15 protein-coding genes, 2 pseudogenes and 1 riboswitch are annotated in these 13,843 nt (G+C 36.7%); of the genes and pseudogenes, 2 read left to right on the forward strand and 15 right to left on the reverse strand.

From position 1 onward, the window contains the following. Nucleotides 1–91: 91 nt before the first annotated feature. The 4 genes and pseudogenes from U8D43_RS13220 to U8D43_RS21030 all read right to left on the reverse strand — a co-directional run. Nucleotides 92–217, reverse strand: coding sequence for a hypothetical protein (locus tag U8D43_RS13220; protein WP_335871654.1), 126 nt, complete (start codon nucleotides 215–217; stop codon nucleotides 92–94). A 231-nt stretch (nucleotides 218–448) separates the two neighbouring features. Then, complete coding sequence (locus tag U8D43_RS13225; protein ID WP_335871655.1) at nucleotides 449–1,738, reverse strand: NCS2 family permease; 1,290 nt, start codon at nucleotides 1,736–1,738, stop codon at nucleotides 449–451. Nucleotides 1,739–1,904: 166 nt separating this feature from the next. Continuing rightward, nucleotides 1,905–2,198, reverse strand: a pseudogene (locus U8D43_RS21025) (MOSC domain-containing protein); the annotation flags it as partial. Nucleotides 2,199–2,381: 183 nt separating this feature from the next. Further along, nucleotides 2,382–2,606 (reverse strand): annotated as a pseudogene (locus U8D43_RS21030) (MOSC N-terminal beta barrel domain-containing protein); the annotation flags it as partial. Between the two features lie 643 nt (nucleotides 2,607–3,249). On the opposite strand from U8D43_RS21030, the gene U8D43_RS13235 reads away from it, so the two are divergent. After that, nucleotides 3,250–3,477 carry a hypothetical protein gene (locus U8D43_RS13235; RefSeq protein WP_335871657.1) on the forward strand — a complete coding sequence of 76 codons (228 nt, stop codon included), beginning with the start codon at nucleotides 3,250–3,252 and terminating at the stop codon, nucleotides 3,475–3,477. A gap of 44 nt (nucleotides 3,478–3,521) precedes the next feature. Here U8D43_RS13235 and ribH read toward each other — a convergent pair whose 3' ends face one another. From ribH to U8D43_RS13285, 11 genes are all read right to left on the reverse strand, one after another. Next, nucleotides 3,522–3,986, reverse strand: coding sequence for a 6,7-dimethyl-8-ribityllumazine synthase (gene ribH / locus U8D43_RS13240; RefSeq protein WP_335871658.1), 465 nt, complete (start codon nucleotides 3,984–3,986; stop codon nucleotides 3,522–3,524). Between the two features lie 165 nt (nucleotides 3,987–4,151). Continuing rightward, the gene (locus U8D43_RS13245; RefSeq protein WP_335871659.1) at nucleotides 4,152–5,339 is read right to left on the reverse strand and encodes a bifunctional 3,4-dihydroxy-2-butanone-4-phosphate synthase/GTP cyclohydrolase II; all 1,188 of its coding nucleotides are present in this window, start codon (nucleotides 5,337–5,339) and stop codon (nucleotides 4,152–4,154) included. 12 nt (nucleotides 5,340–5,351) lie between these two features. Further along, nucleotides 5,352–6,014, reverse strand: coding sequence for a riboflavin synthase (gene ribE / locus U8D43_RS13250; protein WP_335871660.1), 663 nt, complete (start codon nucleotides 6,012–6,014; stop codon nucleotides 5,352–5,354). Next, nucleotides 5,999–7,132 carry a bifunctional diaminohydroxyphosphoribosylaminopyrimidine deaminase/5-amino-6-(5-phosphoribosylamino)uracil reductase RibD gene (gene ribD, locus U8D43_RS13255; protein WP_442893609.1) on the reverse strand — a complete coding sequence of 378 codons (1,134 nt, stop codon included), beginning with the start codon at nucleotides 7,130–7,132 and terminating at the stop codon, nucleotides 5,999–6,001. Before ribD ends, ribE begins: the two co-directional genes overlap by 16 nt. A 104-nt stretch (nucleotides 7,133–7,236) precedes the next feature. Beyond that, nucleotides 7,237–7,371, reverse strand: a riboswitch (FMN riboswitch). A gap of 775 nt (nucleotides 7,372–8,146) precedes the next feature. Further along, nucleotides 8,147–9,235 (reverse strand): IS200/IS605 family element RNA-guided endonuclease TnpB, encoded by a 1,089-nt coding sequence (gene tnpB / locus U8D43_RS13260; protein ID WP_335871661.1) that lies wholly within the window; start codon nucleotides 9,233–9,235, stop codon nucleotides 8,147–8,149. Nucleotides 9,236–9,244: 9 nt separating this feature from the next. Next, nucleotides 9,245–9,643: an IS200/IS605 family transposase gene (gene tnpA, locus U8D43_RS13265; protein WP_335871662.1), complete on the reverse strand. Its 399-nt coding sequence runs from the start codon at nucleotides 9,641–9,643 to the stop codon at nucleotides 9,245–9,247. A gap of 197 nt (nucleotides 9,644–9,840) precedes the next feature. Beyond that, nucleotides 9,841–10,509, reverse strand: coding sequence for a hypothetical protein (locus U8D43_RS13270; RefSeq protein ID WP_335871663.1), 669 nt, complete (start codon nucleotides 10,507–10,509; stop codon nucleotides 9,841–9,843). Between the two features lie 444 nt (nucleotides 10,510–10,953). Then, entirely contained in the window at nucleotides 10,954–11,205 is a 252-nt protein-coding gene (locus U8D43_RS21035; RefSeq protein ID WP_442893610.1) for a DUF6363 domain-containing protein, read from the reverse strand. Beyond that, a complete protein-coding gene (locus U8D43_RS13275) occupies nucleotides 11,177–11,506 on the reverse strand; it encodes a patatin-like phospholipase family protein (protein WP_335871664.1) in 330 nt (109 codons plus the stop codon). Before U8D43_RS13275 ends, U8D43_RS21035 begins: the two co-directional genes overlap by 29 nt. Before the next feature lie 209 nt (nucleotides 11,507–11,715). Next, complete coding sequence (locus U8D43_RS13280) at nucleotides 11,716–12,135, reverse strand: DUF1801 domain-containing protein (protein ID WP_335871665.1); 420 nt, start codon at nucleotides 12,133–12,135, stop codon at nucleotides 11,716–11,718. A 429-nt stretch (nucleotides 12,136–12,564) separates the two neighbouring features. Then, nucleotides 12,565–12,885: a DUF4870 domain-containing protein gene (locus U8D43_RS13285; protein WP_335871666.1), complete on the reverse strand. Its 321-nt coding sequence runs from the start codon at nucleotides 12,883–12,885 to the stop codon at nucleotides 12,565–12,567. A 168-nt stretch (nucleotides 12,886–13,053) separates the two neighbouring features. On the opposite strand from U8D43_RS13285, the gene U8D43_RS13290 reads away from it, so the two are divergent. Next, nucleotides 13,054–13,833 carry an undecaprenyl-diphosphate phosphatase gene (locus U8D43_RS13290; protein ID WP_335871720.1) on the forward strand — a complete coding sequence of 260 codons (780 nt, stop codon included), beginning with the start codon at nucleotides 13,054–13,056 and terminating at the stop codon, nucleotides 13,831–13,833. The last annotated feature ends 10 nt before the right edge of the window (nucleotides 13,834–13,843 follow it).

Genomic DNA, 13,843 nt, shown 5'->3' on the forward strand with positions numbered 1-13,843 from the left:
TTCTATTCAACTAGAGTTCCTTTTAACGGGATAATCCCTACTATTTTAAGTTTTCATAATCATATATTAAAGTTACAACAAAGTCGCCATCCTAGGACACCCAATTAACCAAATCGATGTGAGCCAATTCATCTGTTAATTCATCCATGTTTTTCTGAGCAACACTGGACATTTCTTTTGTTTTTTCATCATTATTAGAGGCTCTTTTCGTATCCATTGTAGCTATATCATAGATTATTAATGGATACGAAAAGCCACAAACGTTGCGAAAACAGCTAACTAAAAAGGAAAGTGATTTATTTTTAATATTACCTAGTATTTGTTGATAAATCTTTTCATATCAAAAAAATAGCAGACCAATTAAATTACTAATTGGTCTGCTATTTGATGTGTTATTTGCCGTTTTGCGCTCAAAAACCGAATCCATAAAAATTATTATGGGAATTTTTCAAGAAATATGAATTGCGACAAAATTCATTAAGAATAAACCAGCAATGATATATAATGAGAAAGAAACTTCTTTTCCTCTCCCATTTGCTAATTTTAAAATAGGATACAGTATAAACCCGATTGCAATGCCATCTGCGATACTATACGTAAAAGGAATCATTGCTATGATGAAAATCGCAGGAAGTGCCTCGGTTAAATCCTTTAATTCCATATGACGTATATTTTGAATCATTAACCCGCCGATTAAAATCAAGATGGGGGCAATAGCATGATTTGGTATCCACTTAATGTATGGAATAAAGAAGATAGATGCTAAAAACAAAACACCGGTAGTTAACGAGGTTAATCCAGTACGTCCACCAGACGCTATGGCTGCCGAAGTTTCAACGGTCGATACCGTCGGACTTGTTCCAAATACTCCAGAAAACATGGAAGAAATGGAATTTGCTTGAAATGATTTACTGTATTTCTCCGGTTGTTTCAGCAGATCAACATGACCATGAACAAGACCAATGTTTTCAAAGACCAGAACCATCGTAACTGAAAACACACCAACAAAAAATGGAAAGCTGAGTAGATTACTGAACGAAAGTGCACCAAAGACATCACTGTAAGATTGCAATGATAGTGTTGAACTTTCAACGGTTGGCTCTATTTGAAAAATAAGGGCCAGGACTGTACCAAAAGCGATACTCCATAAAAAGCTTCCTGGAATATTACGCAAAAATAAAATGAGTGTGACAAGTAAAGTTAAGATTGTTGCGATTACCGTTAAGTCACCAAAATTTCCTAGTGCAATCAACGCATCTTCTCCACGGGTCACGATTCCACCCTTTTCTAGTCCAATCAACATTAAAAACAGTCCTAGACCTACCGTTATGGCATCCTTTAATGAGGAAGGGATGGCTTTACTTAACACTTCAGAAAGTCTTGTAAACGCAACAACCACAAACAATATTCCCGATACAAACACTACCGCAAGTGCCTCTTGCCAACTCAGGCCCATTGAACCAACTAAGGTGAATGTGAACATGGCGTTAATTCCCATACCAGGAACAAGCAAAATTGGAGCATTTGCCCAAAATGCCATTAAGGCGCACCCAAAGAATGATGCAAATATTGTGGCTAGGACGGCCCCTTCATACGGAATACCCGCTTCGGTTAAAATCAAGGCATTCACCGCAATAATATAAGCAATGGTTATAAAGCCAATAAAACCTGCCATAACCTCTTTCCTTACCGATGTTTCATGTTGTTTTAATAAGAATATTCCTCTTTCTTTTTTCATAAATATCTGTCCTCACGAACAAATCCCTCTCCCAACCCGCTACGTTATGTAGTAGCCACAAATTATTATTCTAGCAGACTCTCCTTCTTTTGCCAATGGTCTGACCTCTTATTTTTCAAAGCTGTTAATTCCTATTTCAGCAAGAAATGGTCAAATCCCACTCCAATTAAATATACAGAGATGTATTCACCGCTATATTCCCAGGTGTTTTCACCGAATAGTAAATGCCAAATCGATTATTGAATTCTTTCGCCACAGCTTTATGGAGAGCAGGAGTTTTCACTCCCGTTACAGGATCAATGGTAATCATATTGCATCTTTCGCATTCTTCCAGCGGTTGAAGTACCACATCCCCAATTGTAATATCGCTTGCTAGTAAGGTCTCTTCCTCAACATCATCTTCCAATTCCACAAGAAAGTTCGCCCTAAAGCGTAGTAAGTTTACCTCTTCTCCCCAAAGTGCTTTAAGCGTATTTAATTTTTTTGTCGTAATTATTAAGATTGGTGCTACGTCATTATATAACCCTGCCTCTTTTTGAACACTTTCTAAAGAACCGAACTCGATTGGTTGTTGGTAGAATCTTTCAATCACTTTCTTTAAAGATGGTGTCCCCCAATTAAAGTGGTTACCTTTTCGGTCCTTGATTACCACTTCTTCTGAATGATCACTTTGAAAGGAAGCTTTAAAATTGATCAGCTCCGGAATTTCAGATTGACTTAACAATCCCTGGCTATCTGCATCTTTAATAGCAAAATAACGATCACCCTCTAGTCCATATAGGGTGACAAGAATTTTTTGAAGCGATTCTCCTTCAAATGACTTAACAGGATACCGAAAAATTTTTGAAATTTCACCAATTTTTTTCAAAAGACAACCTCCTTTTAATTTATCTTTCTTCCTTTATTTTATTGGCTAGAACAAGAGATACTAGACATTTTCTTATGGGAATAGATGATAAACTACCATTTCTATTACGTCTTTATGATGTTCAACGATTTATCAGAGTGTCAGACGATACCCATGTTTTATATCAGTTTTCCTCTAATTTAATATCGCTTTTTGCATGTAGATTATTGCTATTCAATCTAATTTCCAATGGGAAACTCTCTTTTATTATGGATTTCGTACAATACTTTACCAAAAGCTGTTTTAGTAACGAGTGTTGCTTTTCGCAATAATCCATAGATCGTGATGAAGCAAGGATTCGGAGACGTTTCGCATCATTGTTAATCCGATGTATGGAAAGAGAGGAAGGTTTCCGGCCATTTGTCTATACTAGAGCAACAATGAATGCGTAAAGTAACATTGTTCTTGATATATCCTTTACCATAGATTCCTCACCTATTTTTCTCACTTAATACGGTAGAGGAATGTCGGTATATGCTTTGTAATCAAGTGAAATTCACTAAAATATCTAAATTTTCAATTTTTTTCACAAAAAAAAAGGAAAATTTGCTTTATTTAGCGAATTTAATAATGTAAGAACATACGTTTTCGAGAGGTGGAAAATATGGATAAAATCAGTTGCATTGCATTCATTTTGTTCCAATCCGAAGATCCAAGGGTTAAAGATATTTCGTTGAAGCTTGTCGCTGGTGATCTTTCTCTTAAAGAAGTGAAAAAAATCAAGTATTGTTTACCCTATCTCAAGAAATCTGAAGTAATTCTAAAAAATAAGACTAAATTAAATCAAGAAGAAGTTTGTCGATTTGTTGAGGAATATCTCTTTGTCCATTAAATGGTAGGAAACTGACGAATTATCGCCAGTTTCCTACCAAATTCTTATTGAAACGAACGCAATAGATTTCCCATTTCAATCGCAGAAACAGCCGCTTCCCATCCTTTATTTCCTGCTTTCGTACCTGCTCTTTCAATGGCTTGCTCAATAGAATCAGTGGTGAGCACCCCAAAGATTACAGGAGTATTTTCTGACATTCCAGCATTCGCCACTCCTTTTGCCACTTCACTGCTCACGTATTCAAAATGAGGAGTTGCCCCGCGAATTACCGTCCCTAGGGTGATAATAGCATCATATTTTTGCATTTGAGCCATCTTTTTAGCGACCAACGGAATTTCAAACGCTCCTGGGACCCAAGCAATGTCGATATCTTCTTCTGACATCCCGTGACGTAGTAAAGCGTCCTGAGCTCCACTTAGAAGTTTACTTGTAATAAATTCATTAAACCTACCAACGACGATTCCAATTTTCAGACCTGTTCCTACTAGATTACCTTCATAGATTGCCATGATTGTTTCCTCCTTATTATTGTTCGCTGTTTTGGCAGCCGTAAACATATCATTTAAATTTTAGTTTTTGGGATATCTTTTCATAGTTTATTAAACGAAATCCCTGAATAATCAAGGGTTCCATCCAATTGTAAATCAAATAGCTACACTGATTACGGTAATAAATTATTGAAAAATATGCCCAAGTTTCATTTGCTTAGTTCTTAGGTATTTTTGATTGTTTTTATTAGAATCTATTTGAATCGGAATTCTCTCAACCACTTCCAGCCCATATCCTTTGATTCCTGCTATTTTACGAGGATTATTGGTTAACAAATTCATCTTTTTAATTCCTAAATCACGTAAAATTTGCGCTCCAATACCATAGTCTCTCAAATCAGCCTCAAAGCCTAATTTATGGTTTGCTTCTACCGTATCAAGACCTCCTTCTTGAAGCTTGTACGCCTTTAACTTATTAATTAAGCCAATACCCCTTCCTTCTTGTCGCATATATAATAGAACACCGGAACCTTCTGTTTCAATCCGTTGCAAAGCAGCTTCTAGTTGGGGGCCACAATCACAACGATTTGAACCAAATACATCTCCAGTTAAACATTCTGAGTGAACTCTAACTAAAAGAGGTTCCTCGTTGATCTCTCCTTTTACAAGTGCGATATGCTCTTTATTGGTCAATTTTTCTGTGTAGGCAATCGCACGAAATTCTCCGAATGCGGTAGGTAGTTGAATTTCAACTTCTCTTTGAATGAGTGCTTCATTCTTCCGGCGATACGAGATTAAGTCTTGAATGGTAATGATTTTTAAATCTAATTTCTCAGCAAGTTGAGTCAGATCGGGTAAGCGAGCCATTTGCCCATCTTCTTTAATAATTTCACAAATGACTCCTGAGGGTTTAGAACCAGCTATTTTCGCTAAATCTACCGCTGCTTCGGTATGGCCTGCACGAGTTAATACTCCACCCTCTTTAGCGACTAAAGGAAAAATATGCCCTGGTCTTTTAAACTCTTTGGCGTCTGAAGAGTCATTCATTAACTCTAAAATTGTAGTTGCTCTTTCAAAAGTACTAATACCCGTATGAGTGGATATATGATCCACACTAACAGTAAAAGCTGTTCCGTGTGAATCGGTATTTTGACTCGTCATGTAAGGGAGATCAAGTTGTTCTGCTTTGTCTTGGGTGATAGGCACACATACTAAACCACGACCTTCTTTGATCATAAAGTTAATCGTTTCTGGAGTAATTTTGTCCGCAAGTGCGACAAAATCTCCTTCATTTTCACGGTCCTCATCATCAACGACGATCACCATTTTCCCCTCAGTTAGATCCTTTACAGCTTCTTCAATCGTATGAAACATCAAAATTCCCTCCTATTCTGTGAATCCATGTTGTTTTAAAAATTGAACATTTATCGATGAATTAGATGTGGATGAACCGTTCTCTTTCTTCAGGAGTCGATTCAAATATTTTGCGATCATATCACATTCAATGTTTACAACATCGTTCTTTTTTTTGCTGCTTAAACTCGTATCTTTTTGCGTTTGGGGAATGAGTGAAATCGTAACGCAACTTTCCTGATCATTGACAGAAAATATCGTTAGAGAAGTTCCATCAATCGCAATCGATCCTTTCTCCATCATATATTGCATGAATTCTTTTGGCAGGTGAATATTTAGGTAGAGTGCATTCTCAATATATTCTTTTCTTTTGATGACGCCGGTTGTATCTACATGTCCTGATACAAAATGACCGCCAAAACGACCATTTGCCTTCATGGCTCTTTCTAAGTTCACTTTTGACCCTAGTGGAAGGACTTTTAGAGAAGTGGCATGAAAGGTTTCTGGCATCACATCTGCTGTAAAACTAGACGGAGTATATGTGGTTACCGTTAAACACACACCATTCACAGCTATACTGTCACCAATGGCCAAGCCAGAAAGAATCGTGCTACATTTTATGTACAATTCCATCGATTCCGTTTTTTTGCTTACTGCTCCTATCACGCCTATTTCTTCAATCAGACCTGTGAACATTTTTCGACCTCATTCCCTTTTGGCTTAGCAATAATTTTCAAATCTTCCCCAACAAATTCAATACTTTCAAATGTGAGGGACAATCCATTTGAAATAGTCTCAGCGCCGTTTCCACCGAACACATTAAGACTATTTTGCCCGCCAATAATCGTTGGAGCCATGTATAAAATAAGTCGCTGAAATAATTTTTCAGATAAAAAGCTACCGTGAATACTCGCTCCCCCTTCAACCAACAAAGAAGTAAGCTGTCTCTTACCAAGTTCTTTTAAAACAAATAGTAATGACACCTCGTCGATTGGACTTCTTATGATGACACAATTACGACTTGCTAATTCTGCTTCTTTTTGTAATGATGCTTGGTTACCACAAATGACGATAGTTTCACTTAACCCATCTTGCACTACATGGCTGTTAAGCGGGATTTGTAAATGAGTGTCTAAAACAATTCGAATAGGGTGATTTCCTGTGCGGGGCAATCGCGTAGTCAGGTTGGGGTTATCGTGTAAAATGGTGCCAATCCCTACCAATATGCCGTCATGCCAATGACGATATTGGTGGGCATCTTGTCTTGCGAGCTCTGAAGTGATCCACTTGCTATCCCCTGTCGAAGTAGCGATATTCCCGTCAAGCGTCATTGCTGCCTTTAAAGTGACATACGGAGTTTTATGTAAGAGATAATGAAAAAATTCCTTATTCAAATCTCTTGCCTCTGCTCCCATCTGCCCAACTTCAACATCGATTCCAGCGCTTTCCAGTAGGGATACACCCTTACCAGCTACTAACGGATTTGGATCTAGAGTAGCAATAAACACTCGTTTAACTTTTTTTGAAACAATCAACTCTGCACAAGGAGGTGTTTTTCCGAAATGGGCACACGGTTCTAACGTGACATATATATCCGCATTTTTCGCATCTTCACCAGCTTGCTCAAGGGCATAGACCTCTGCATGTGCCTGTCCAGCTTGTAAATGAGCTCCTGAACCTATGACCTTCCCATCCTTCACAACAACTGCACCTACAGTTGGATTTGGGGAGGTTTGTCCTTTGGCCGCTAAAGCTAATGAGATCGCTGTTTTCATATAGATTTCATGCACACAATCAGCTCCTCTAACGTTCATTCAAATATATGAACTTTTAAATAAAAACACAAAAAACCTGAGCGTAATGATCACTCAGGGCAAATGGCATGACTAAATAGGCGAAAAATAATACTATTTTCGCAGAGTTCCTTCTCCCATCCAGACTTTAACTGTCGGCTTTGGAGTTTCACCAAATCCACCGCAAAATGCGGGTCACGGACTAAGAGCTAGCGCTCATCACCGCCGGTTGGGAATTCCACCCAGCCCCGAAGGATAACCTATTGAATTACTATTACTATACCATATCTAGAGTATAGTATGAACAATTGATACTTGGAGAAAAATTTGTTGCCATAATGCTTAGCTTTTCATTGAATGGTGTATGTAGAACAAGAAACCAATTTCATTTTTTGAATTCCGTTATCACACTTCAAATAAATCTTTTTCGCAAATTTTGTTGTTCTTCGAACTAGATTACTAACTGTGTTATAACTTTGTTTCTTGTTATTACTTGGGCTATATTTAAACGTAGGTAGTAAAAAAAAGGAATCCATCAATAATTAATTTGAATAACATCAATGAATACGAATATACTTTCGCATAAAAAAAGACGAGTGCACGAAGCAACTCGTCCCTTCTTTTACAAATTAAGAAACTTACAACACCCTTCAGCAATGTGAAAAAGCTACTATACCCCGGCAGTTATGATAGTTTGGTACTTACTCCTTTAATGAAATTCTTCCATTCGGAAATGGGTAGCTTTATGTCAATGAATGAAGGACTAAGATGGCAATGCCTAGATACTTACTGATTCATCTAAGACATTTACACATTTTGTTTTTTTAACTGATTGGTTTTATGCATTTACATTCAGATTTACAGATGAGTAAAGAAAATCTTGGTTGAATTGAATTTCCTTATCCGTGAACTACACGCCACTTAACACCCTTACGGTTCGTTTGAAGTGGGTGCTTCTTGGGAAGTAGATCCTTTTTTAGCTATCTATATTTACCAAACTATGAGGGTAGTTCCTCCCCCTATGGAAGATACCATTTACATGGCTAATTTTAGCAAGTTGATACTTGCATTTATGTCTCTATCATGATGGACATGGCATTCAGGACAATCCCATTCACGAAGTTTGAGATTTTTCACTTCTTTGTTTTTGTAACCACAACACGAACATAATTGACTGCTAGCATAATTCTTAGGCGCGATAATCAAATCACGACCTTTCCACATTACTTTGTAGCCAAGATATTCTCTGAATTTAGCCCAAGAGACTTCACTGATTGCTTTTGCCAACTTATGATTCTTTATCATATTTTTCACCTTCAAGTCTTCAATCACAATCACTTGGTTTTCGTTTGTGATTTCATTACTTACTTTGTGAAGGAAATCATTTCGTTGATTGGTAATCTTTTCGTGAAGTTTAGCCACTTGTAGTCTAACTTTAGTTCTATTACTAGACCCTTTCTTTTTGCTTGACAAAGAACGTTGAAGAAAAGCTAGTCTTTTTTCAGCCTTTCTCAACCATTTAGGATTTTCGTATTTTGTACCGTTAGACAATATTGTAAAGTCTTTCAATCCAACATCAATGCCAACCATTGTATCAAGTTTAGGGTACAACTGTTCGTTTTCCTCCACCAAAACAGAAGCAAAATACTTTCCTGTTGGAGTTTGAGAAATTGTAACAGACTTAATCAGCCCAGAAAATTGTCTATGTTGCTTGATTCTTACCATTGTTTTCAACTTTGGAAGTTTGATATAACTGTTTTCAATGCGAACAGTTCCTTTTTGGTTGTTGGTCGTATACCTATGATGATTGTCTTTTTTGCTTTTGAACTTTGGAAATCCAGTGGACTTATCACGAAAGAAATTAGCGTATGCTTTGTTTAGATTCATTTGTGCATTTGCTAAAGCAAGGCTATCCACTTCCTTTAGAGACGGAAATTCAGCTTTATATTGTGCAGGAGTAGGATGTTTAATGGATTTGTCTATGCATTCTTGAGATTTTTTATAAGAATCGATTCTATCAGCAAGCATTTTGTTATACACCAAACGCACACATCCGAAGGTTTTTGCGAACAATATTCGTTGTTCCTTATTTGGATAGAGACGATACTTATATGCTTTCAACATTACCAACACCTACTTCCTACCTTGCTTTTCAATGGACTGTTTGATTGTTTCTATGGAAGCACCGCCCGTTGTAATCAAACAGAAGCTTCTTGACCAAAACATTTCTTTCCAAAGCTTTTTTCGAACCAAGGGATAGTCACGTTTTATCAATCGAGAACTGGCACTCTTATAAGCATTTAGAAACTTGGATAATTCACTATTAGGATGTGCCTTGAACATGACCTGTATATGGTCTTTATCGTGATTCCAATCTTCAACCGAAATATTATACGACTGGCCTATTCTCACAAAAATATCTTTTGCATAGTTGGACATACTATCATCAAATATTTGTCTACGATATTTCACTACCAATACTAGATGATAGTGCAAAAGAAAGACTGAATGTTTATTACTATCTAATTTCATTATGTTATCAACCTTTATGTATGTACAGACTGATTTTAACATAATTTACTAATAGCTACAAATACTTTGGCTGACGCCAACCGAAAATTCATCTCCCACATACTCATTGGGCTACGCCCTTCACATTCCTTGAAGTGAGAGAATTCTTTTCGGAAACCTAGTTAAATATTCTTTCTTCTTCCCTAATGACTATCATTTTAATCATAATTTTTTAATTTAATTTGATTTTTTATGATAAAATGCGTCAATAGTAAGATCATCCTTTTCTCCCATTCTGGTGTTTTTATGTGAAAGGCTAATACATGCGAGGATGGGTCAAAAAGTACTTGCAAAGAAGTTGGCATAAAGTCTTTCATTAAATGTGCAAGAGCAATTTTTTGTTTTTTAAAAATGATCTGTTCATTTTCCAAACATATATCAATTCTTTTCCCTCCCATTTCATGAGAATGAGAGAGGTTAATTTCTCCATCAACTAGTTTTCCGTGTAGGAGAAGGTTATTTTCATTGTATAAGAGAAAATGGAGTTCTTTTTGATTTAAAAAAACGGCTTTTGAATGATAGACTCTTTGGCCATTTGTATTATAAAAATTCACACAGTGGTTTTTCCATTTAATTGCCACTAACTGTTGACCTTTTGCTCGGCATCTGATCCTATTTTTCTTAGACACTCTAAACGAAGATTCTGCTTGCATTTGATATAGAATTGAAATGAACATGAATGCAGTTGATAGAATCATCGATATACTGTAAATCAAGTCTACCTTTTGACTGATCAGAAAAAGATAGAATACACTCAAAAACAGCGCAAAGACACTCAATCTAAGATATCTCCCAGCTAACTGATTATATATATCCACGATGGTCATGTTTTGCTCCTTTTTCAGTCGTTCTAACTGACTTGTATCACCGACTTAGAGTCATTTGCTTCATAAACCTAGGATTTTTCACTTTATCTATTAGGCTCATTTCGCATGCTTTGTGGCTCTAGCATATAAAAACGGATGTGAACACACTTTTCTTTCCTCATCTCGAGTTAAAAATAATACGAAAAAATGCCCGAAATCACTCTTCATCTCGAAATAGGGACTAATTCGAAAAACCACATTCTTTGCGAAAACAGCCATTTATTAATAAAGCATATGCAGTAATGAATTGATTTAGTAGAACTTTTCATACAGAGTTATGCAGACATTTCAAAACCTCCACAAACTAATTGTAGAGGTCAGTAGATCAGTTATAGAAGAGTGCGTCAGCATTATCCCGCAATCTCTGTAAATCTATCAATGCTTCTAATCCATCACGAAATCCTTCTAAAAAAGGCTTTCAAGCTTGGTCGTATCTCTTTCAATTCTCCCTACTTTCAATGGTTGTTTAGGGCGGATCAAAAGGACATTCCCTTGTTTTACTTGCTCTTCTAAGGAAGCTATGGTTTGATTATACACAAAATACCGACTTTTCGTGGTTTCAATTAGTTTTGGATATTGTTTGCACTTCTTTTTTAACAGAGGCTCGTTTGATATTCGGCATTTCTTGTTAAGATGACAACTTTTTTTGAAAGCCATCTTGTTGCGTTTTAAGGATTGGAACAGGATCTGCTATCCCCCCATCTAACAGTTTATAGGGTGCATACTCTACGATTGGTGCTACGACTGGCAGAGAGGCGGATGCACGAATAATTTGCAACAAATCATTTTGATAATCACTTCTAGTAAAATACCTCGACTGACCCGTTTGACAATCCGTCGTTCCAATTACAAATTCCGTCTGATTTGAAAGAAAAGTGTCGTAATCATAAGGAACGAGTTTGTTTGGAATTTCATCAAACACATAGTATACCCCTGCCATTATGGACATCGAAACCATGACTTCTGTTCTCCTCATCTGTTTCCTGTTGTATTCATCCACGGATCCTTAATAAAAACGTTACTTTTGGGGTCACAATGCAAAAAAGGACGCACTGCCTAACCAACATTTGTTTGTCCTTTGCAATTTTTAAATCTTTTTTCATATATTAGAATTCTATCCTAGTCAGCAAAAGTGAAAAAAAGAGCTTTCATCTTCTTTGCATCGAGTTATTCCGGATACATCTCTCGTAAAAAGGAAGTAGACTGATGGATTAATTCCTGCAAAACGTCCACTTCAATGTCCGCTACTTTATTAATATACACACAAGCTTTTCCTGAGGTATGTTGACCAAATTTGTTTAATAATTCATCTCTTTTCGTATCTCCAGTAGCAAAGTATAGACTGATTTTTGCCTTTCGTGGCGAGAAGCCAACGAGTGGAGCATCTCCTTCATGTCCTGTTGGGTAACGATAATGATACGACCCGAAACCGATAATACTAGGTCCCCACATTTTCCCTTGATACCCGGTAGTTTCCGTGAAAATGTCGAGTAAGCGATAAGCATCTTCTCGCTTTCTGGGGTTATCAACATTTTCAATAAACTCCATAACACTGTTATCCTTTTCTTTTGTTTTTAGTTCGTACACAGACAGTAACCTCCTTATGGTTTTTTGAAATGTTTTTTGAAATGTTTATTGAAAAACCGATTAATATCACGTTTATCTAATGGATTAACAGCAACAATCTTAGCGAAAATAGCCTTTCCTAGAGAATGATACATTTGGTTGTAGTCAAAAAATCTCAATAGGGATAGACTTCGTGGATCTGTTTGGATCAAATTTATTTCCTCTAAATAATGATGCCTTTTATTTTTTGAAACTCAATCTTCAAAGTTTAGGAAAAATCCTCACATTAAGAGTGGACATGAAAAACTTTAAAACTGCGAGTGATCGTTTTGAAAGATCAACCTCATCTGGTCTGAGGTAGAACATGAAAATTAACCCTTGTTTACATTCAATATCTGTACCAACAATCCTTTATTTTACACTTCCAAAGTTCTATTCTGAATTTTTTTCTTACAGAAGACGAAACACGAAAGGGATTTTGTATCGCTCTCCCTCATAGGCTTTAATTGCTGCCACAACTGGAAATACGACTAAAAATATGCCGAGCACCACCCATAATAATGCTCCAACTAAGACTATCACAAGGATCGAACAAATAATCCCATAGACCGTATAAGAAAGGAAAAAATTTATATACTCTCTTCCATGATAGTCAATAAATTCTGAGTCATCTCTTTTCAAAAGCCAAATAACGATCGGACCTAAAACCGCGGTAAAAAAACTAATGACATAAATCGCAGACGCCAATAGTCGTTCATCTTGAGAAGGCATTGAATCTCTCCTTGTTGTTCAAATTCTTTCTTCTATTCTTTTGTTTTGTTTTCCTTCCTTATTATATGAACATCCTTCAATTTAGTTTCATCGATATTCAAGGAATGAGGGTCGACGTTTTTGAATATATGTGTAGAGATGAGTTGTCCAAAAGGAGGGACAAGATTGCTGACTACTTTTGAAGCTTTTATTTTAGGCTTGATTCAAGGTTTAACCGAATTTTTACCGATATCAAGTACTGGACATTTATATCTTGGCCGTCATGCCTTCGGGTTAGATGAAGCGGGTTTATTTTTAGATACGATGTTACATTTGGGTACATTACTTGCCGTTTTGGTCGTTTTTCATAAGGAATTGCTATATATTTTGACTCATCCGTTTTCCAAATTGAGTGGTCTATTGGTCATAGGAACGATTCCAGCAGTCATTGTCGGCATTTCATTTGAAGACTACTTTGATCAAATTAGTCAAACAGGAAGCACGATTGGATGGGAGTTTCTCATCACCGGATTGATTTTATATTTTGCGGATGATATTAAGAATGGACATAAGACGATTCACTCTCTCCAATACGGAGATGCATTATTTATTGGCATATTTCAAGCAGCGGCCATTTTCCCTGCTCTCTCTCGATCCGGCCTCACTATCGCAGCTGGATTATTTCGAAAACTTGATAGAGAAACCGCAGCCTATTTTTCATTTTTACTTTCCACTCCAGCAATTCTAGGAGGTATTGTCTTTCAAGCTAAGGATTTGTTTTCCGGTCATTTCGAAAGCATTAGCCTCCAAGCCTTATTCATTGCCACTGTTTCATCTGCTCTATTCGGCTATTTTGCTATGGTGTATATGTTGAAAATATTAAAGACCTCATCATTAAAAGTGTTCTCTTATTATGTATGGGCACTTGGGTTCATCGTGCTAGTGGGGCAGTGGAGTGGCTTATTTTAAGGAGGCGATT

Origin of the sequence: Bacillus sp. 2205SS5-2, assembly GCF_037024155.1 — a bacterium.
GTDB lineage: Bacteria > Bacillota > Bacilli > Bacillales > Bacillaceae_K > Bacillus_CI.